The sequence below is a fragment of the Pseudomonas sp. EA_5y_Pfl2_R50 genome (genome assembly GCF_963970475.1).
GTDB lineage: Bacteria > Pseudomonadota > Gammaproteobacteria > Pseudomonadales > Pseudomonadaceae > Aquipseudomonas.
The window spans coordinates 469,736-487,152 of record NZ_CAXAPT010000001.1; the positions used below are offsets into that span (position 1 = coordinate 469,736).

General features: G+C 61.0%; 16 protein-coding genes. 9 read left to right on the forward strand and 7 right to left on the reverse strand.

The window, feature by feature from the left end:
- Positions 1 to 11: 11 nt before the first annotated feature.
- Positions 12 to 671, reverse strand: coding sequence for a LexA family protein (locus AACY19_RS02060; RefSeq protein ID WP_339447437.1), 660 nt, complete (start codon positions 669 to 671; stop codon positions 12 to 14).
- Between the two features lie 130 nt (positions 672 to 801).
- Here AACY19_RS02060 and AACY19_RS02065 point away from each other — a divergent pair, with 130 nt between their 5' ends.
- Both AACY19_RS02065 and AACY19_RS02070 read left to right on the forward strand, forming a co-directional pair.
- Positions 802 to 1,140 carry a DUF6124 family protein gene (locus AACY19_RS02065; protein ID WP_339447439.1) on the forward strand — a complete coding sequence of 113 codons (339 nt, stop codon included), beginning with the start codon at positions 802 to 804 and terminating at the stop codon, positions 1,138 to 1,140.
- Positions 1,141 to 1,619: 479 nt separating this feature from the next.
- Positions 1,620 to 2,771, forward strand: coding sequence for a M14 family metallopeptidase (locus AACY19_RS02070; RefSeq protein WP_339447441.1), 1,152 nt, complete (start codon positions 1,620 to 1,622; stop codon positions 2,769 to 2,771).
- Between the two features lie 129 nt (positions 2,772 to 2,900).
- On the opposite strand, the gene AACY19_RS02075 is transcribed toward AACY19_RS02070, so the two are convergent.
- Both AACY19_RS02075 and AACY19_RS02080 read right to left on the reverse strand, forming a co-directional pair.
- A complete protein-coding gene (locus AACY19_RS02075; RefSeq protein ID WP_339447443.1) occupies positions 2,901 to 3,446 on the reverse strand; it encodes a cytochrome b in 546 nt (181 codons plus the stop codon).
- Entirely contained in the window at positions 3,443 to 4,549 is a 1,107-nt protein-coding gene (locus tag AACY19_RS02080) for a catalase family peroxidase (protein WP_339447445.1), read from the reverse strand. The genes AACY19_RS02075 and AACY19_RS02080 overlap by 4 nt, the downstream gene beginning before the upstream one ends.
- 157 nt (positions 4,550 to 4,706) lie before the next feature.
- Between AACY19_RS02080 and AACY19_RS02085 the strand changes: the two genes are divergently transcribed.
- The 4 genes from AACY19_RS02085 (at position 4,707) to AACY19_RS02100 (ending at position 8,711) form a co-directional block, all read left to right on the forward strand.
- Positions 4,707 to 5,213: a sigma-70 family RNA polymerase sigma factor gene (locus AACY19_RS02085; protein WP_339447447.1), complete on the forward strand. Its 507-nt coding sequence runs from the start codon at positions 4,707 to 4,709 to the stop codon at positions 5,211 to 5,213.
- Positions 5,210 to 5,965 (forward strand): anti-sigma factor family protein, encoded by a 756-nt coding sequence (locus AACY19_RS02090; RefSeq protein WP_339447449.1) that lies wholly within the window; start codon positions 5,210 to 5,212, stop codon positions 5,963 to 5,965. The genes AACY19_RS02085 and AACY19_RS02090 overlap by 4 nt, the downstream gene beginning before the upstream one ends.
- Positions 5,966 to 6,164: 199 nt before the next feature.
- Entirely contained in the window at positions 6,165 to 7,295 is a 1,131-nt protein-coding gene (gene zapE, locus AACY19_RS02095; protein ID WP_339447451.1) for a cell division protein ZapE, read from the forward strand.
- Positions 7,296 to 7,397: 102 nt separating this feature from the next.
- A complete protein-coding gene (locus AACY19_RS02100) occupies positions 7,398 to 8,711 on the forward strand; it encodes a leucine-rich repeat-containing protein kinase family protein (RefSeq protein WP_339447453.1) in 1,314 nt (437 codons plus the stop codon).
- Positions 8,712 to 8,836: 125 nt separating this feature from the next.
- On the opposite strand, the gene AACY19_RS02105 is transcribed toward AACY19_RS02100, so the two are convergent.
- The gene (locus AACY19_RS02105) at positions 8,837 to 9,541 is read right to left on the reverse strand and encodes a YebC/PmpR family DNA-binding transcriptional regulator (protein ID WP_339447455.1); all 705 of its coding nucleotides are present in this window, start codon (positions 9,539 to 9,541) and stop codon (positions 8,837 to 8,839) included.
- 221 nt (positions 9,542 to 9,762) lie between these two features.
- On the opposite strand from AACY19_RS02105, the gene AACY19_RS02110 reads away from it, so the two are divergent.
- Positions 9,763 to 11,154, forward strand: a complete 1,392-nt coding sequence (locus AACY19_RS02110; RefSeq protein ID WP_339447457.1) for a type VI secretion system Vgr family protein — start codon at positions 9,763 to 9,765, stop codon at positions 11,152 to 11,154.
- Between the two features lie 89 nt (positions 11,155 to 11,243).
- On the opposite strand, the gene AACY19_RS02115 is transcribed toward AACY19_RS02110, so the two are convergent.
- Complete coding sequence (locus tag AACY19_RS02115) at positions 11,244 to 12,635, reverse strand: FAD-dependent oxidoreductase (RefSeq protein WP_339447459.1); 1,392 nt, start codon at positions 12,633 to 12,635, stop codon at positions 11,244 to 11,246.
- 73 nt (positions 12,636 to 12,708) lie between these two features.
- Entirely contained in the window at positions 12,709 to 14,034 is a 1,326-nt protein-coding gene (locus AACY19_RS02120) for an MFS transporter (RefSeq protein ID WP_339447461.1), read from the reverse strand.
- A gap of 282 nt (positions 14,035 to 14,316) precedes the next feature.
- On the opposite strand from AACY19_RS02120, the gene AACY19_RS02125 reads away from it, so the two are divergent.
- Positions 14,317 to 15,189 carry a LysR family transcriptional regulator gene (locus tag AACY19_RS02125; protein ID WP_339447463.1) on the forward strand — a complete coding sequence of 291 codons (873 nt, stop codon included), beginning with the start codon at positions 14,317 to 14,319 and terminating at the stop codon, positions 15,187 to 15,189.
- A 95-nt stretch (positions 15,190 to 15,284) separates the two neighbouring features.
- Here AACY19_RS02125 and AACY19_RS02130 read toward each other — a convergent pair whose 3' ends face one another.
- On the reverse strand, positions 15,285 to 16,145 hold the full coding sequence (locus AACY19_RS02130; RefSeq protein WP_339447465.1) for a LysR substrate-binding domain-containing protein: 861 nt from the start codon (positions 16,143 to 16,145) through the stop codon (positions 15,285 to 15,287).
- A 112-nt stretch (positions 16,146 to 16,257) separates the two neighbouring features.
- On the opposite strand from AACY19_RS02130, the gene AACY19_RS02135 reads away from it, so the two are divergent.
- Entirely contained in the window at positions 16,258 to 17,367 is a 1,110-nt protein-coding gene (locus tag AACY19_RS02135; RefSeq protein ID WP_339447467.1) for a 2-aminoethylphosphonate--pyruvate transaminase, read from the forward strand.
- Positions 17,368 to 17,417 lie beyond the last annotated feature (50 nt).

A 17,417-nucleotide genomic window follows, 5' to 3' on the forward strand; every position in this document is an offset into this window, starting at 1 on the left:
GATCGATCCGACTAGTAACGCGCCGTGGCCTGAACCACGACACCGATGATTCGGCACTCGTCAGTGAACAGGGCTTTGGGCCAAGTCGGATTGAGCGGCACCAGGTAACGCTGACCGCCCTCTTCGTCGAGTTTACGGAAAATCGCCTCCTCACTGTCCGCCCACTGGGCAATCACCAGTTTGCCGGGTACGGCCTCTGCCGCCGGGTCGACCAGGATCAGCATGCCTTCGGCGACGCTCGGGCCGCTGGGGGCGGTCATCGAGTCACCCGTCACCGTCAACCAGAATGCCGGGCCACGGGCGTGGTAATCCGTCAGCTCGTAGCGCTGTTTGTCCGACGTCGCGGCATAAGCCGGCTGGCCGCTTTCGCGCACCTCGCACGACCTGTGCCAATCGCTGACCGGGTAGCGGAAGTAAGGATTGTACTTCTGCGCCAGGGGCATGTCTTCGTCGGGTGTCAATGGCGGTTCGCGGATCACCATCACCACTTCGAGGAAATCCATGCCCAGCGCCTGCAGCACGCGATTCATTTCCGTGACACCGGGTTCGCGACGTTTATTCAGCCAATGGCCGATCCCGCCCTGGGACATGCCGACGCGCTCTCCGAGCTCTGTTTGAGTGATTTTGAGTTCACTCATCTTGGCCTTGACCAACTCAATCCATTTATCCATGTGCGGCACCTTACGCGGACGCCTTCGGCCGGCAAAACACATACTGTAGTATTTAATTTCTGGTCACAACTACGAACCGTACTATTCTAGCAGGACGGTTTTTCAATCAAACAAGGAGTGACCTCTCATCATGGATATCAGCAGCAAAGACTTGCCCGATCTGCAAATAGACACCACGTTCACCTCGCCCCAAGGCACCGCAGCGGCCCAAAGAGCGCTGGATTATTACTTGAAACCAGCTGTTTCAGAACCTGAGGTCGACGAGCGTTTTTTCAACGTCAAAGGTCATCTCAGCGGTGAAGAAGCGTTGGTGCATGCTTCAGACCTGTTGCGCTGCGCCGCCGCCACTGCATTCAAGGCAGCAGAAAACCTGCAAGGTGCAAGTCGTGATCTGGCGTTTTCAGTAGTCCACATGGTGGATATGGCGCGGGCTATGGTTGACCACTCGATTGATGGCGATGAAGTCTGAGGAGCGACAGTTCGGACGGACAGGAAAGAATTTTCCGATCGCGCAGATAAAAACATTTGACTTGCAAATGATAATGATTATTATTGCAAGCAGCTGGTCGCGAGATCAGTCGATGGGCCAGAGACCTTAGGTCGGTCTTCTGGACTATCTCCTCATCAGGCTAATCACGGTTTTTGACCCGGCTTTTTGCCGGGTCTTTTTTTGCCCGTTTTTCGGGCTTATGTCTTCAGGCTAATGAAGTCTTTCGGTGCTGCAAATTCGATGGCGCGGATAATATCAAAAGAATATCGGTTGGCAAGCGAAGCCCGGCCACATTGGGGCAAACTAACGGCAATTAGCACTTGAGAATCAATCGCATAGCCTCTAAGCTGCGTCCGCGTCATGGAGGACGCCCCCCGCCCGCCCCTGCAATTCCCCTCGGTTCGGCACTGTCTTGCGTGTAAAGTAACGGCCATAAAAATCATATTCAGGAACCGATTATGACCGTGGCCAAATCCTCGTTCGACATCAGCGCCAATTTCGACAGCGGCAACATCCAAGTCATCGATATCAGCAATCCGCTCAGCCCGGTTCTGGCCATCCGCCAGGATACCCGCAGCGCCCACTTCCAGTGGTTCCACTTCAAGGCTACCGGCCTGCATGTCCATCAGGAACACTGGTTTCGTCTGGTCAACGCCAGTCAATCTTCCTATAACAAAGCCTGGACCAACTATCAGGCGGTCGCGTCCTACGACCACGTCAACTGGTTCCGCATTCCAACCAGCTTTGAAGGCGACAGCCTGCGCTTCTGCCTCGAAGCCGAGCAAACCCATGCCTGGTTCGCCTACTTCGAACCCTACAGCCGTGGCCGTCATGACTGGCTGATCGAACAGGCGCTGACGAAGGCCGGCACCGAACTGCTGGCCACTGGCAAGAGTGTCGAAGGTCGCGACATTCAATTGCTGCGCAAAGGCTCCGGCGCCGAAGGCCAGCGCAAAGTCTGGATGATTGCCCAGCAGCATCCCGGCGAGCACATGGCCGAATGGTTCATGGAAGGCGTGATCGAACGTCTGGAGCGCCACGACGATCCGGTGCTGAACAAGTTACTGGCCAGCGCCGATCTGTATCTGGTGCCGAACATGAATCCGGACGGTGCCTTCCACGGCCACCTTCGCACCAATGCGATGGGCCAGGATTTGAACCGCGCGTGGCAGAGCGCCAGTCAGAAAATGAGCCCCGAAGTACTTTTCGTACAGCAGCAGATGGAAAAGTACGGCGTCGACTTCTTCCTCGACGTACACGGTGACGAAGAAATCCCCCACGTGTTCACCGCCGGTGGTGAAGGCAACCCGGGCTACACACCTCGGATCGAGAAGCTCGAAGAGCATTTCCGCAGCCACCTGAAACACACCACCAAAGACTTCCAGACCCAGTATGGTTACGTGCGTGACAAGCCGGGCAGGGCCAACATGACCCTGGCCTGCAACAGCGTCGGCGAGAAATTCGACTGCCTTTCGCTGACCCTGGAAATGCCGTTCAAGGATCACGACGACCACCCCGACAAACAAACCGGCTGGTCGGGCAAGCGCTCGAAACAATTGGGCAAGGACGTGCTGACCACCCTCGCCGACATGGTCGATACGCTGCGCTGATGTCCCCCGACCTCTGCCAAAAGATCGCAGCTTGCCTGCGATCTTTTGCGTTCTGCACTTCCCCGACCACGCTACTGACAGGTTGACGCTCAAAAGTGACGCAGCAGAGCGGTGCGCCACCCTCGCGCGTTATCCGCGATCACGCCCCCGCACCATGCTGTCGAGCACTTCGTCGCGCCGCACCCAACCATGAAACAGCGCCGCCGCCAAATGCAACAACACCGTCAGGAACAGCAGATACGCCAGATAGCCATGCGCCTTGCGCAACAGCGCAAACAACTGCGCATCCGCCGGCACAATCGAGGGCAGATTCAGCGTCGCGCTGAGCATGACCGGCTCGCCCGACGCGCTGATCATCGCCCAACCGAGCAATGGCAACACCAGCATCAACGCGTACAGCAGCAAATGTGAAGCCTTGGCGGCCATCACTTGCCAGCCCGGCAGATCCGCCGGCAGCGGTGGCTGACGGGTAGTAAAACGCACCAGCAAGCGCACGATCACCAGCGCCAGAATCGCGATGCCCAGCGGTTTGTGCAGGTTGATCAGCCATTCATGCCGCGCCGAAACCGAGGTGACCATGCCGGCACCAATAAACAGCATGGCGATAATCATCAACGCCATCAGCCAATGCAGCAGGCGCGCCAACAGAGCGAAATGAGTCGGTTGAGCGCTCATGGACGAGCCTCCTGTTTGGCGGCGGGCAACTGGCTGACTTCGCTGGTGCGACGCAGGTAGGAATTGGCGTAACCGGCGGAGCGCGCCGCCAGCAACGGATCATCGGAGCCTTGAATCCCGGCCGGCAACACCAGCGGGTCGTAGTTGATGTCACGGCATTCGCCGCTCAGTTGTGGCTGGGTTTTCTCCAGCACCAGCAAGCCGGCATTCAACACCTTGCGGCCGGCGGGCCAGGTTTTGCTGGCGTCGTTGACCGGGTCATCGGGGTTGGCCAGGGTGATGTTCAACTGAAAGCGCAGAGGCGCAGCGGCCAGTCGTTGCACCAGGTCCTTCTCGAGAAAGTCGCTGCCTTCAGGGGCGGTGGCATTTGCGGCGTCCTGCGCCAGCGGGGTCATGCTCCACCGCACAGCTTGTTTCTTGCCGCTGGCATCCACCAGATAGAACGCATTGATGCTGTTGTAGGTTTCGGTGGCGTAGCTGGCCGACGGCTTGGCGGTCTTCACCCACGTCAGAAATGGCACGGCTTCAGGATGCGAGGCGAAGAACGCCGGCACTTTCGCCGGGTCCGGTTTGCCCGTGGCCGGGTCTGGCGACTGCGCCTGCTGCAATTGATAGAACGCTTCAGGCGTGCCGACCGGAAACACCGGCATGCTGTTCATCCCGGTGCGCCACTGCTGCCCGTTGGCCTGGGTAAAGCGCAGTGCCAGACTGCGAATCGGCACGGCGCTGTCCGGCGCATAGGGATTGCCCGCCGGCAGGGCGAAACGTCCGACCACCGGCGTGCGCGCCTCGTTGAACACCTGTGCAGTGGAAAATACCCGCGCCTCGCCACTGCTCTCGAAATGCCCGATCACACACACGCCTTTGGCGTGATTGCGGCGAAAGCCCGGGTGCACCCCGTTGTTTTTCTCCAGCACATCGACCAGCGCTTTTGGCGTCAGACGATGTGGGTCGAGGTTACCGTGAACGTAGGCAAATGCCCCGGCCACGGCGGCAACGACGACGGCAATGCCACCCAGGCGCAGGATCAGGCTCGCGGCACTCAATGGCGGGCGTTGCGACCCGCCGGGCGGCGCGGGGTTCGGTGATGAGCGATCAACCATGAAAGACTCCAGGACCATCGGCCACAAGTAGGAAGAATCAGCAAGACGCGCCCCGTCGAGGTTTATTCCACCGCCCGGTATTTATTTTTCCGAACGTGGAATAACCTCCAACGGCGGACGTCTTCCTAGTCCAAAGCGTAGTAACCAGTAGACACTCATGAGCGAATTCGACGAACAGTTGAGAGAAATCATTCCCAGATTGCGCCGCTTTGCCGTCTCGTTGACGCGCAACAGCAGCAGCGCCGACGATCTGGTACAGGCCAGCCTCGAGCGGGCCCTGTCGAGTTGGGCCGATAAACGCGCCGACGGCGACCTGCGTGCCTGGCTGTTTGCGATCCTGTACCGGCAGTTTCTCGACGCCCATCGCCGCTCCCGGCGCTATGCGCGGATGCTCGAATTCTTCACCGGTCGCGACGACGCCGAGCCGTCGGTCGAGCGCACCGTGATCGCCCAATCGACCCTGCAAGCCTTCGACCGATTGCCCACCGAACAGCGCGCCCTGCTGCTCATGGTCTCGGTGGAAGGCCTGACCTATAAAGAGGTCGCCGAGATTCTCGGCGCCCCGCTCGGCACCGTGATGTCGCGCCTGTCCCGCGCCCGCCAGGCCTTGCGCCAACTCAGCGACGGCGAAATCAGCAGCCCTTCTTTGCGGATACTCAAATGATCAGCATGCCTCCCAGTGAGCGTGACCTGCACGCTTACGTCGATCACCAACTCAGCGACGCCGACCGCCGTGTGCTGGAAACCTGGCTGGCCGCCCACCCTGAAGAGGCCGTGCAGGTTCGCGCCTGGCAACAGGATGCCCAGCACCTGCGCGCGGCCCTTGGCGGTGCGTTGCAGCAACCGGCCAACCCGCAACTCGATCCGGCGATGATCCGTCAGCGCCTCAAGCGCCAGACTCACCGGCGCCTGGCCAGTGTGGCGGTATTGCTGATCGCAGTTGGCATAGGTGGCGTCAGCGGCTGGCAGGCGCGGGAGATGACCCTGGTGCGCGCCTCGCCGTTGCCGATGACCGACGCTCTGCAGGCGTACCGATTGATTGCCCAACAAGGCATGTTGCCCGCCGATCATGAGGTCGACAGCGACGGCGACATGCAACGCTGGCTTGACCGTTATTTCACTCAGGCCCGTCGTTTGCCGGACTTGAAGGCCGCCGGGTTCGAACCGGTCAGCGGGCGGTTGCTGAGCACCGATGAGGGCCCGGCAGCGATGGTCATGTATGAGGATGGCAGCGGGCACAAAGTCAGTTTCTACGTGCGCCCGCCGGGGCCGAAAAACACCTTCCTGCCTCGCGGCATTCGCAGCGATGGCGATTTGCAGGCGCAATACTGGTCGGGCGGCGGCTACAACTACGCAATGGTCAGCCCGACCGATTCCCCGGCAGCGCAACAACTCAAGCAATCACTGCCATTCTGAAAACATCTCAAACCCGCTCTCACAAGGATTGTGGTGAGCGGGAAAAATAAAAGGGCCCGGCCCCCGCATCGAGTGCCCCATTCTGCAGAGACTTTCCCGTCGGCGGCGTGAACGACGGTAGAAGAGCCCCTTCGCGCCCGGTTAAACTACACCGCCGTATTTGCGCATAGCGCTTCGCCCCCCACGGAGTAAGCCCAGAGTGCCCGCCCGAGCGTCCAAACGATCACGCCTGACCCAACGCTGGTCGGCGTTGCGCCGATTTTTCGGCAAGGGCTTGCCCGCGAGCGTCGGGCATGACGCCCGCGCTCAGGCCGTTCGCGATTACTTCCGGGAAAAAGCTCACGCGCAGGGCTATACCCTCAGCAACAGTCAGCAGCGTGTCATCGATTGCATGGCCCGGCAGGCCAGCCTGTTGTTCGCTTCAACCGGGCAAACGCCGCCAAGCCTTTACCTGTTTGGCGCCGTCGGACGCGGCAAGAGCTGGCTGCTCGACGGTTTTTTCCACGCGCTGCCAACCCCCCACAAACAACGCCTGCATTTCCACCAGTTCTTCGCGCAACTGCATCAGGGCATGTTCCAGCATCGAGAGCAGGACGACGCCCTCGCCGCGACCCTCGACGAGTTGCTCACAGACTGCCGCGTCTTGTGTTTCGATGAGTTTCACGTGCATGACATCGGCGATGCGATGCTCATCAATCGGCTGTTCAAGGCGTTGTTTCAGCGCGGCATTCTGCTGCTGGTGACCTCCAACTATCCGCCCGAAGGCCTGCTGCCCAACCCGCTGTATCACGCCCGTTTCAAACCGGTGATCGAACTGATCAACGCACGCATGCAGGTCATGGAAGTCGGGGGTGCCCATGATTACCGCAGTCAGACGCGCAATCACGCCCATCAGGTGTTCACTCAGGGTCATTACGTCTCACCGGGGACGGCCGCCCAGCGCACCGCTCTGAATCTGCCGCCGGAGAACGCGCCGCCCCTCGTTCTGACAGTCGGCAGCCGACAGTTTCAGGCCCGCCTGTGCGAAGGACGGCGTGTCGGCTTTACCTTCAACGATCTGTGCGAACAGCCGACGGCCGTGATGGATTATCTGGAGCTGTGCCGACGCTTCGACCAATGGATCATCGATGAACTGCCGCCTCTGGCTGACTGCTCGATTGCCGCGCAGCAACGCTTCATCAACCTGATCGACGTGCTCTACGACCAGGACAAGCACCTGACCCTGCTTGGCCCGCTGGCGTTGTGTCAAAGCCTGGGCGGTAACGCCATCGACCTCGCGCGCACCCGCAGCCGCCTGGGACAACTGCAAGTCATCCAGGCCCCGGCCTGACACGCCGATTTCCTTGCGGGTTCTTCAGGGGCCGGCTTTGCCGTTATCATGGCGACCATTCCAGCGCCCCGCGCTTTGCCTTTTTCTGAAGTGAACACTGACATGCACACCCTTGCTCAATTGCGCGCCGGCGAGTTGTCGGGCGTCACCCGGCTGGATCTGTCTTGCGGGCTGACCGAGTTTCCGCCGGAGATTTTCGATCTGGCCGATACGCTGGAGGTGCTCAACCTCAGCGGCAACGCCTTGAGCAGCCTGCCGGACGACTTGCATCGACTGACGCGGATGCGCGTGCTGTTCTGCTCCGATAACCAGTTCACCGAACTGCCCGCGTGCCTCGGCCAATGCACGGCACTGACCATGGTCGGCTTCAAGGCCAATCGCATCGTCGATGTTCCCGGCGCCGCGCTGCCTGCGCTGCTGCGTTGGTTGATCCTGACCGATAACGAGATCGAAACCCTGCCCCACGAACTGGGCGAACGTCCTTATCTGCAAAAGCTGATGCTGGCCGGTAATCGCCTGCAAGCGCTGCCGCCGTCCCTGAGCCAATGCCATCGACTCGAGCTGATCCGGATTGCCGCCAACCGCCTGACTGAACTGCCGCAATCACTGCTGACGCTGCCGAGCCTGACGTGGCTGGCCTACGCTGGCAATCCATTGGAAACCGAGGCCGAACCCACGGGCCTCGAGGCGACGCGTCGGATCGACTGGGCGGCGCTGCGTCTTGAGCAGCAGTTGGGCGAAGGCGCGTCGGGGGTGATCTCCCGTGCGATCTGGCAACGGGAGGACGGTTGCGCGCAACCGGTCGCGGTGAAGTTGTATAAAGGCGAAATGACCAGCGACGGCTCGCCGTTGCACGAAATGAACGCCTGCATTACCGCCGGATTGCACCCGAATCTGATCCGCATTGAAGGCCGAATCAGCGGCCATCCGGACGGGCAACAAGGACTGGTGATGCAACTGATCGATCCGAATTTCGCCAATCTGGCGGCGTTACCCAGCCTCGCGTCGTGTTCGCGCGACGTATACGCCGCAGACCGGCGCTTTTGCGCACCCGTTGCACTCAGCATTGCCAAAGGCATTGCATCAGCGGCGCAGCATCTGCACCAACAAGGCATCACCCACGGCGATCTCTACGGGCACAACATCTTGCTGAACGATCAGGGCGAGTGTCTGTTGGGAGATTTTGGCGCGGCATCGTTCCATGCCATGGCTGACACCCCGCAAACACGCGCGCTGCAGCGCATCGAAGTGCGGGCGTTCGGGATATTGCTGGGGGAATTGCTGGCGCGTATCGACTCGGGGCTGAGTGATGAGCGGCGTGTGCTGCTGGAGGGACTGGAGCGGCGTTGCTGTCAGGCGGATGTACTGGCGCGGCCAGGGTTCAGTGAAGTCGTCGAGGTACTGGAAAACCTGTGACCGCTGCTCGGTCAATCGCTGGCAGGCCAGCGCCGACAGGGTCCGGGTCGTTCATAAATGCGTGAACAACGCCAAACCTGTGGGAGCCAGCCCGCTGACGATGAGGTCATCACTGACCCGGCAGATCAGCCTGCCAGACCGACGAACATATCCTGCACGTCATCATGGTTATCGAGACCTTCGAGGAAGGCTTCAACTTCAGCCATTTGCTCATCGCTCAAACCGCTGACCGGGTTCTTCGGCTGGTAGCCCAGTTTGGCGGACAACACGGTGAAACCTTGTTCCGGCAGTGCTTTCTGCACCGAATCAAGGTCGGTCGGGTCGGTCAGAAACAGGGTCGCGCCGTCTTCGCCGGCTTCAAAGTCCTGCGCGCCAGCTTCGATGGCGGCCATTTCCGGATCGGCGTCCGGGGTGTCCGGCGAGGCTTCGATCATGCCCACGTGGTTGAAGTCCCAGGATACAGAGCCGGAGGCGCCCAACTGGCCCTTGCGGAATGCCACGCGGATTTCCGCCACGGTGCGGTTGATGTTGTCGGTGACGCACTCGACGATCAGCGGCACCTGATGCGGAGCAAAACCTTCGTAGGTCACGCGATGGTATTGCACGGTTTCGCCCAGCAGGCCCGCGCCTTTCTTGATCGCGCGATCCAGGGTTTCTTTCGGCATCGAGGCTTTCTTGGCCTGTTCAACCACCAGACGCAGGTGTGCGTTGGTTGCGGTATCGGCGCCATTGCGGGCCGCAATGGTGATTTCCTTCACCAGTTTGCCGAAGATCTTGCCCTTGGCGTTGGCTGCCGCTTCTTTGTGTTTAACCTTCCACTGTGCGCCCATTACTCACTCTCTTGATCTGTGGCGCCGAGACATCTATTGGCCGACGCGTGGCGCCAAGTTTATACGGCCTAAAGTCGGCAATCGACCAAAAAAATCCATTACGGAATCGACTTGTTCGCCAGAACTCGTAGGGCAATTCTGAAAAACCGCTTTGATACGACCATTCTGCGCTGCGGTTTCGTACCCTCTGCGGTCCGTATTGCCTGACAGAGCCTGTGCAAATGCTCAATGACAAGGAAAGTCCGTTCACCCTGACCCTGATCGACAGTGGCTTGAGCCTGTCGGTGTTGAGCTTTGTTGGCGACGAAGCGCTCAACCAGCCCTTTCACTTCGACATCGAGCTGATCGGTCTCGCCCCTGCCTTGGCGCCGGCATTGCTCCTGCAGCAGCCGGCGTTTCTGCGCCTGGATGATCTGCATGGCATCCACGGCGTAATCCAGAGTGTCAGTTGCGAACATCGCGGTACGCACCGTATCGGCTATCGGCTGGTTTTGGCGCCGCACTTGCAACGGTTGGCCCAGCCGCACAAGCGGCGGGTTTTCGTGCACAGAAGCGTGCCGCAAATACTCCGGCAACTGCTCGACGAGCATGCGCTGCACGACTACCGGATCGAAATGAGCGCAGGCCAGTATCCCGCGCGTCCCTTTTGCATCCAGTACGAAGAAAGCGACCTGGCGCTGTTGCAACGACTGTGCGAAGAAGAAGGCATTCATTACCACTTCGAGCACGGACCTGGCGGGCATGTCGTGGTGTTTGCCGACGACAGCCTGAGCCTGCCCCAGGATTCGCGACTGATGCCGTTTCAGGCCGATGAGCAAACGCCTGCGTCCGGCATCAGCATGCTTTATCAGCGTCATCAGCCCGCGCCCGCTCCCACGTTGCATGCCGTGCGCAATCGCGGCCAGCCAACGGTCGGCGAAGAAGCCGCCAATCAGACCGTGGCGCATCCGCCGACACCGGTGCCTTCGGCCGAACAGCGCCATGCCGAGCAACGCAGCCGTCGTCACCTGCAACGACAACGCTGCCAGCATCGCTTGATCCATGGACGCAGCGACTGCGCCGGTTTGCTCAGCGGCCACTTGCTGCAGGTGACGGAGCATCCGCTCAGTCACTTCAACGAACAATGGCTGATCACCGACATGCGTCACCACGGTCAGCACCCGTCAATCCTTGAGCCGACGACGCGGGTGCATCGCTATCACAACGATTTCACCGCGCAACCGTGGTCCAGCGATTTTCGCCCGCCGCTCAGGCAAGTCCGCCCGAACGTGGCCGGCTATCACTTGGCGCAAATCATCGGCTTGCCCGGGCAACCGGCGCGCCTCGACGCACAGGGTCGCGTCGCCGTGCGGTTGTGGCCTGCACCGACCGCGCCGAGTGACGATGCCGACGCGATTTGGCTGCCCATCGCCATGACGCGAATCCATGGCCGGTTGTCCGCCGATGACGTGCCCTGCGCCGGCAGCGAAGTGTGGGTGAGTTTCCTCGACAGTGACCCGGATCGGCCGATCCTCTGCCTCTGTCAGTCGAGGGATTTCGCACCCCGAGAAACCCGCCCCCTGCGCGACAGCAGCCTGTTGCTCGACTGGCTGCTCGACAGCGACGCCTGCTGACCCTGCCACGTGGGGGCTGCCGCAGACTGCGAGCTTCTGGACATCAACATCAGAACATCGCAGCCTGCGACAGGCCTGCAGTGAGGGTTTCAGGCTTTGTCGGCTTTGCCAGCCGCTGCGGCGAACTTCGCCAGCCGCACGTCCAGATGCCGGGGTCGATGGCCATGGTCTTCGGCGCGCTCCTTGCGGCGGATGGCATTGCGCACCATCAGCGAACCGAGGTAACGAATCGGTTCCGGCGGAAAATACCCTAGCGGCCCGTTGACCAGCGGCGAACGCGTCCACGGGTTGTCGAGCCCCTGCACCAGCGACGAGAGGATCTGCCCGCCCATGTGGCACGGGCCGACGCCGCTGCCGGAATAGCCGAATCCGTAAAACACATTGCCGCTGCTGCTCATCTGGCCGAAGAACGGCAAACCGGTGACCGAGCGATCCGACGGCCCGTTCCAGGTCGCATCGACTTTGACATCGGCAAAGGCCGGGAAGAAGTCGGCGAGGCTGTTTTTCAGCAGGCCGGCATAAGGCGACGGCTGATCGAACACCGGCAGCATTCGCCCGCCAAAGGCGAAGGTGTTGCCGCCCTTGCCGAGCATCATCCGGCCGTCCGGGGTGTTGTGGTAGTAGTGCACGAAAATCCGCGAATCAAGCACGGTGACGCCACTGGTCAAGCCGATCTGCTGCAACAGATCCGGGCGCGGTTCGGTGATCAGCATGTCGCTGGAAACAATCGCCACGCTGCGTGCGAACTGTGGAAAGGCACGGGCCATCCAGGCATTCATCGCCAGCACCACGCGGTCGGCGATTACATTGCCGTTCGCAGTCTGGATGCGCGCCGGACGGCCCTCCTCCAGGCCGGTCATCGCCGTGTTTTCGTGGATCTTCACGCCCGATTGCAAGGCCACCCGGCGCAAGCCACGGACCAGTTTGCCGGGCTGGACACTGGCGGCGGCCGGCGAAAACCAGCCCTCCAGATGTTTGCTTGAACCGGCCATGCGCTGCACATCGGCGAGCGGACGCTGGCTGAACGAGTTGATGCCCTGACGTTCAAGCGCCGCGATCACCGCATCGGTCGAGCCGACTTGCGCACGATTGGTCGCGGTGTACAGCGTGCCATCAAGACGGTAATCGGCATCGACGCCGTACTGCTCGCAGAATTCGCCGATGGCGTGAATGCTGCGCTCGGACTCCTTGACCAGACGCACCGCCTCCTCAACGCCGAACAGGCGCTCAAGGGTGAAATACTTGGCCGACCATGACAGCGCGCAGCCACCGTTGCGCCCACTGGCGCCCGCGCCGCAAATGTCCGCCTCAATCAGCAATACCTCGAGTTCGGGGTTTTGCTGTTTGAGCATGATCGCCGTCCACAAACCGGTGTAACCGCCGCCGACGATGCACACGTCGGTACGCACTTCGCCTTGCAACGGCGGGCAGGTCTCGGACGTATCAGCCTGCAAGGCCTGCTCCAGCCAAAACGGTCTCATGGGTTTTCTCCAGTCAAAGGCTCACGCCACAGCCTGCCGCGAGCACCGCAGCAGGCCGCGAGGCAAAGGGGTTTCAGGAACGCAGGGGTTTGATCGTCAACGGGCAATTGGGGATCGACGCGCGCGGTTCCATGACGCCGACCGGGCGACTGTTCCAGTGCGGAATCAGCACCAGCGCTGAGAACAAGGCGCAACCGGCGAAGACAATGAACACCGTCACCGTGTCGAAGTAACCCGGCAGCAAGCCGCCGAGCACCGCGCCAACCGAGCCGCAGCCGTTGACGAAACCGGCAGCGGTGGCGCCCGCCTTGGCTTTGCCGAAGTCGATGGCGGCCGCGCCGCTGATCATCGAATCCGGGCCATAGAGGGTCAGGCCCATGACAAACAGCAGCGCGACCACCAGCAACACACTGCCGGTGTGCAGCGCGGCCATGAACAGCGCCAGGGTCACGGTCAGCGCCAGCAGACTCAGCACACAGGCCGGCATGCGCCGGGCGCCGAACAGTTTGTCCGAGGCCAGGCCAATCATGATCGGGCCGAGCAGGCCGGCCAGTTCAAACGAGGTGGGAATGATCGCCGCACCGACCTTGCCAACACTGGGCATTTGCTCGAACACGATCACCGGGCCCCACAGCAGAATCGCGTAACGCGCCGGTTTCAGCATGAAATACGCCAGGCCCAACACCAGCACCGTGCGGTTGCGCAGGATTTCCTTTAACGGCTCCCAGACACTGAGCTTGCTGTTGGCTTCGGTTTCCTCCGGCGTCAGTTCAGGCTCCGGCTCAACCGCCGGCAAGCCGACGTCCTCCGGTTTGTTGCGCTGAAAGATAAAGAACAGCACCGCCACCACCGCCACCACGGCGGCACTGGAAACAAACGCCGCGTGCCAACTGCCGACCAGCGTGTACGCCCACCAGCCAGCAAACGGCGAAGCGACCAGGCCACCAAAGGCGTAGCAGGAACTCCATAACCCGAGCACCCGCCCACGCTGCTGTGCGGGGAAGAAACTGCCAAGGTTTTTACACAGCCCCGACCATCCCGTCGATTGCGCCAACCCTTGAATCAACATGCAGGTGGCGAAGATCGGCAACGTGGCGAAACTGCCCATCACCAGCGCGGCGGCGGCGGAAATCAGCAAACCGCCGAACACCACGACCCTGGGGCCAAAGCGGTCGGCGAGCATGCCCCAGGTGAATTGGCCAAGGGCGTAAGCCGCCAGATAGATCGCATCGAGGTTGGCCATGGCCATTTTGTCGAGCATGAAGGTGGGGTCTTCGGCGATGCCGAGTTTGGCCACCGAGAAGGCCTTGCGGGTGAAGTAGAAAGCGGCGTAAGCAAGCCAGGTGACAGCGAAGATCTGCACGCGCCAACGCGCAATGGTGCCGATGGTCTTGTTCATGGTGGTTCTGACCTCAGGGTGTGAGTGTGCCGGCAGAATCGTTAAGAAAAACGCCTGTGTTTTTATTGTTGAGCACTGCGATATCAACCCGTCCCTATGGCGATACCGGTCAGATGAGTCCTGCTGTTGCACGCACAGGCTCATCGCCAACCCTGCTGCCCGAGAGGACAGTCAAAACTGGCGTGAGCCGATCAAAGCAATTACTGTTTAATAAATAAAATCGATTTATCGTATTTCACACATAAGCTCAGCTTGTTACTGACTGAGCGATCAGGTGACTTCATGTCGGTGTCCCACGCCCAACTCAAAGCCTTCCATGCCGTGGCCGTGCAGGGAAGCTTCACCAAAGCCGCCGAGCGGCTTTTTCTGACGCAACCGGCGATTTCCGACCAGGTGCGCAAACTCGAGGAACGCTTCGGTGTGCTGTTGTTTCATCGCAACAAACGCTCGGTGCGCCTGACCGATCTCGGCGAGCGTTTGCTGGCGATCACCCAGCGCCTGTTTGTCATTGAAGCCGAAGCACAGGAACTGTTGCAGGAGTCCCAAGCGTTGCAGACCGGCAGTCTGATTCTGGCGGTGGATGCGCCGGTGCATGTGTTGCCGCAGATCGCGCGGTTCTGTGAGCGCTATCCCGGGATCAGCGTGAAGATCGAAACGGGCAATACCGATGAATCGCTGTTTCGCCTGTTCAACTATCAGGCCGATCTGGCGCTACTCGGGCGCGATGTCAGTGACGAGCGTTTGATGTGTGTGCCGCTGCGTAACGATCCGATGGTGGCGTTCGTTTCGCGCCATCATCCATGGGCCGAGCGTGAATCGATCTGCCTCGCCGACCTCGATGACACGCCGCTGGTGCTGCGTGAGCACGGCTCGGTGACGCGGCAGACGCTGGAAGAAGAAATGGCCCGCGCCGGGCTTCGCATTCGTCCGGCCATTCAGGTTGAAGGCCGTGAAGCGGCGCGCGAGGCAGTGGTGGTCGGCATTGGAGTGGGCGTGGTGTCAGCGGCGGAGTTCGGTGCGGATTCGCGGGTGTGTGCCTTGCCGATTGTCGACTGCACCCGGCGATTGACTGAAACGCTGGTGTGCCTGCGGGAACAGAGTTCGCGGCGGGTGGTGGCGACTTTCCTGGATATGGTCCGCGACAGCCTTGTGTGAACCATGATGGCCCCTTCGCGAGCAGGCTCGCTCCCACAGGAGATTGCATTGCAGTGTGGGAGCGAGCCTGCTCGCGAAGGAGGCACCACCGCGTATCAGGCGGGCGCAAGACCAAAGAACGCCTGAATCAGACGCAACTCCCGCCGCCGCTCCATGCAACCGATCATGTGCCGGTTCATCAGCCCTTCCCCCACAATCGGAATCGCCACCACGCGCGGGTCGTGGCTGACCTCCACCGATGACACCACGCCCACACCCAACTCTGCCGCCACCGCTTCGGTCACCGCCTCACGGCTGTCGAGTTCCAGCAGCACTCGCGGATGGATCGACGCCTGCGCGCATGCCTCGTCAAACGTGCGCCGGGTGATCGAACTCGGCTCGCGCAGCACCATGATCACCTGATCCAGTTCCTTGAGTTTCACTTCACCGGCCCGCATCGCCCACGCATGCCCGGCCGGCACCAGCGCGCAGATCCGCGACTCGCTCAACGCCTGCAGATGCAGGCCTTTGCGCGGTTCGACTTCGGTCAGCACCGCAACGTCCGCGTGCTCGGATAGCAACGCTGCCAGGGTTTCCTGAGCATTGCCCAGCCGCAAATTCACCGTAATCCCCGGATACCGCGCGCGCAGGCTGGCGAGCATCGGCATGACCATGTGCGGCCCATCCGCTGCCACTTCCAGGCGCCCGGTCAATAACTGCCGATTGGCCTCGAGCAGGGTCTGCGCCTCTTCCGCGAGACCAAACATCGCCCGGGTGATCGCCGCGAGTTTGGTGCCCTCCTCGGTCAATTCCACCCGTCGCGCGGTGCGCCTCAGCAAGGTGATCTGGTAGTGCTCCTCCAGCGCCTTGATGTGTCCGGTGACCGCCGGCTGACTGATGAACAGGCGCGCGGCGGCGCGGGTAAAGCTGCCTTCACGGGCCACGGCATCGAACGCACGGAGCTGGAACAGGTTCATGAATAACTCTCACTGATGGCTGGCATAACAATAAACAATTTGATTGATGCAACGGCGAATTGCAACGTATGCCCCGTAGCTTCATCCCACAGCGCAATCCGAGGACACACGAATGAGTATCGCCGAACCCATCCTGCTCACTCCCGGCCCGTTGACCACTTCGGCCCGCACCCGCCAGGCGATGATGGTCGACTGGGGGTCATGGGATGACCGCTTCAATCAACTGACCGCCAGCCTGTGCGAACAACTGCTGGCGATCCTCAAAGGCGCCGCGACCCACCACTGCGTGCCGTTGCAGGGCAGCGGGACTTTCGCCGTCGAGGCCGCCATCGGCACCCTGGTGCCCCGTGACGGCAAAGTGCTGGTGCTGATCAACGGTGCCTACGGCAAGCGTCTGGCGAAAATCTGCGAAGTGCTCGGGCGTTCCTTCAGCACCTTCGAGACCGCCGAAGACGAACCGACCACCGCCGCCGACGTCGACCGTCTGCTGCGCGCCGACAGCAACATCACCCACGTCGCGCTGATCCATTGCGAAACCAGCACCGGGATTCTCAACCCGCTGGCGGATATCGCTCAAGTCGTCGAACAACACGGCAAACGCCTGATCATCGATGCGATGAGCTCCTTCGGCGCATTGCCGGTGGACGCGCAAAAAGTGCCGTTCGACGCACTGATCGCCGCGTCTGGAAAGTGCCTGGAAGGCGTGCCGGGGATGGGTTTTGTCTTCGCTCGCAAGGACTCACTGGCCGCCGCGGCTGGCAATTCGCACTCGCTGGCGATGGACCTGTTTGACCAGCACACCTACATGCAGAAGACCGGGCAATGGCGCTTTACTCCGCCAACCCACGTGGTCGCGGCGCTGCACGAAGCGCTGCTGCAATACAACGAAGAAGGCGGCCTGCCGGCGCGGCATGCACGCTATGCGGCCAACTGTCAGGCGCTGATGGAAGAGATGGGCAAACTCGGTTTGCGCAGTTTCCTGCCGGCGGCAATTCAGGCGCCGATCATTGCCACCTTCCATGCACCGAAAGATCCGCGCTACCAGTTCAAGGACTTCTACGAACGGGTCAAGGCCAAGGGTTACATCCTTTATCCGGGGAAATTGACCCAGGTCGAGACCTTCCGTGTGGGCTGCATCGGCCACGTCAACCCCGACGACATGCGTCAAGCCGTCTGCGCAGTGGGTGAAGTGCTGCGCGAAATGGAAGTGCTCGAAATCTAAGCCCGACCCCAATCCCACATTTTGAATTGCATTGCCAACTCAGGAATTGA

Excerpts from the sequence above, each read along its gene's own strand:
- AACY19_RS02060 (WP_339447437.1), bottom strand. The coding sequence starts at position 671 with ATGGATAAATGGATTGAGTTGGTCAAGGCCAAGATGAGTGAACTCAAA.
- AACY19_RS02065 (WP_339447439.1), top strand. The coding sequence starts at position 802 with ATGGATATCAGCAGCAAAGACTTGCCCGATCTGCAAATAGACACCACG.
- AACY19_RS02070 (WP_339447441.1), top strand. The coding sequence starts at position 1,620 with ATGACCGTGGCCAAATCCTCGTTCGACATCAGCGCCAATTTCGACAGC.
- AACY19_RS02075 (WP_339447443.1), bottom strand. The coding sequence starts at position 3,446 with ATGAGCGCTCAACCGACTCATTTCGCTCTGTTGGCGCGCCTGCTGCAT.
- AACY19_RS02080 (WP_339447445.1), bottom strand. The coding sequence starts at position 4,549 with ATGGTTGATCGCTCATCACCGAACCCCGCGCCGCCCGGCGGGTCGCAA.
- AACY19_RS02085 (WP_339447447.1), top strand. The coding sequence starts at position 4,707 with ATGAGCGAATTCGACGAACAGTTGAGAGAAATCATTCCCAGATTGCGC.
- AACY19_RS02090 (WP_339447449.1), top strand. The coding sequence starts at position 5,210 with ATGATCAGCATGCCTCCCAGTGAGCGTGACCTGCACGCTTACGTCGAT.
- AACY19_RS02100 (WP_339447453.1), top strand. The coding sequence starts at position 7,398 with ATGCACACCCTTGCTCAATTGCGCGCCGGCGAGTTGTCGGGCGTCACC.
- AACY19_RS02105 (WP_339447455.1), bottom strand. The coding sequence starts at position 9,541 with ATGGGCGCACAGTGGAAGGTTAAACACAAAGAAGCGGCAGCCAACGCC.
- AACY19_RS02110 (WP_339447457.1), top strand. The coding sequence starts at position 9,763 with ATGCTCAATGACAAGGAAAGTCCGTTCACCCTGACCCTGATCGACAGT.
- AACY19_RS02115 (WP_339447459.1), bottom strand. The coding sequence starts at position 12,635 with ATGAGACCGTTTTGGCTGGAGCAGGCCTTGCAGGCTGATACGTCCGAG.
- AACY19_RS02120 (WP_339447461.1), bottom strand. The coding sequence starts at position 14,034 with ATGAACAAGACCATCGGCACCATTGCGCGTTGGCGCGTGCAGATCTTC.
- AACY19_RS02125 (WP_339447463.1), top strand. The coding sequence starts at position 14,317 with ATGTCGGTGTCCCACGCCCAACTCAAAGCCTTCCATGCCGTGGCCGTG.
- AACY19_RS02130 (WP_339447465.1), bottom strand. The coding sequence starts at position 16,145 with ATGAACCTGTTCCAGCTCCGTGCGTTCGATGCCGTGGCCCGTGAAGGC.
- AACY19_RS02135 (WP_339447467.1), top strand. The coding sequence starts at position 16,258 with ATGAGTATCGCCGAACCCATCCTGCTCACTCCCGGCCCGTTGACCACT.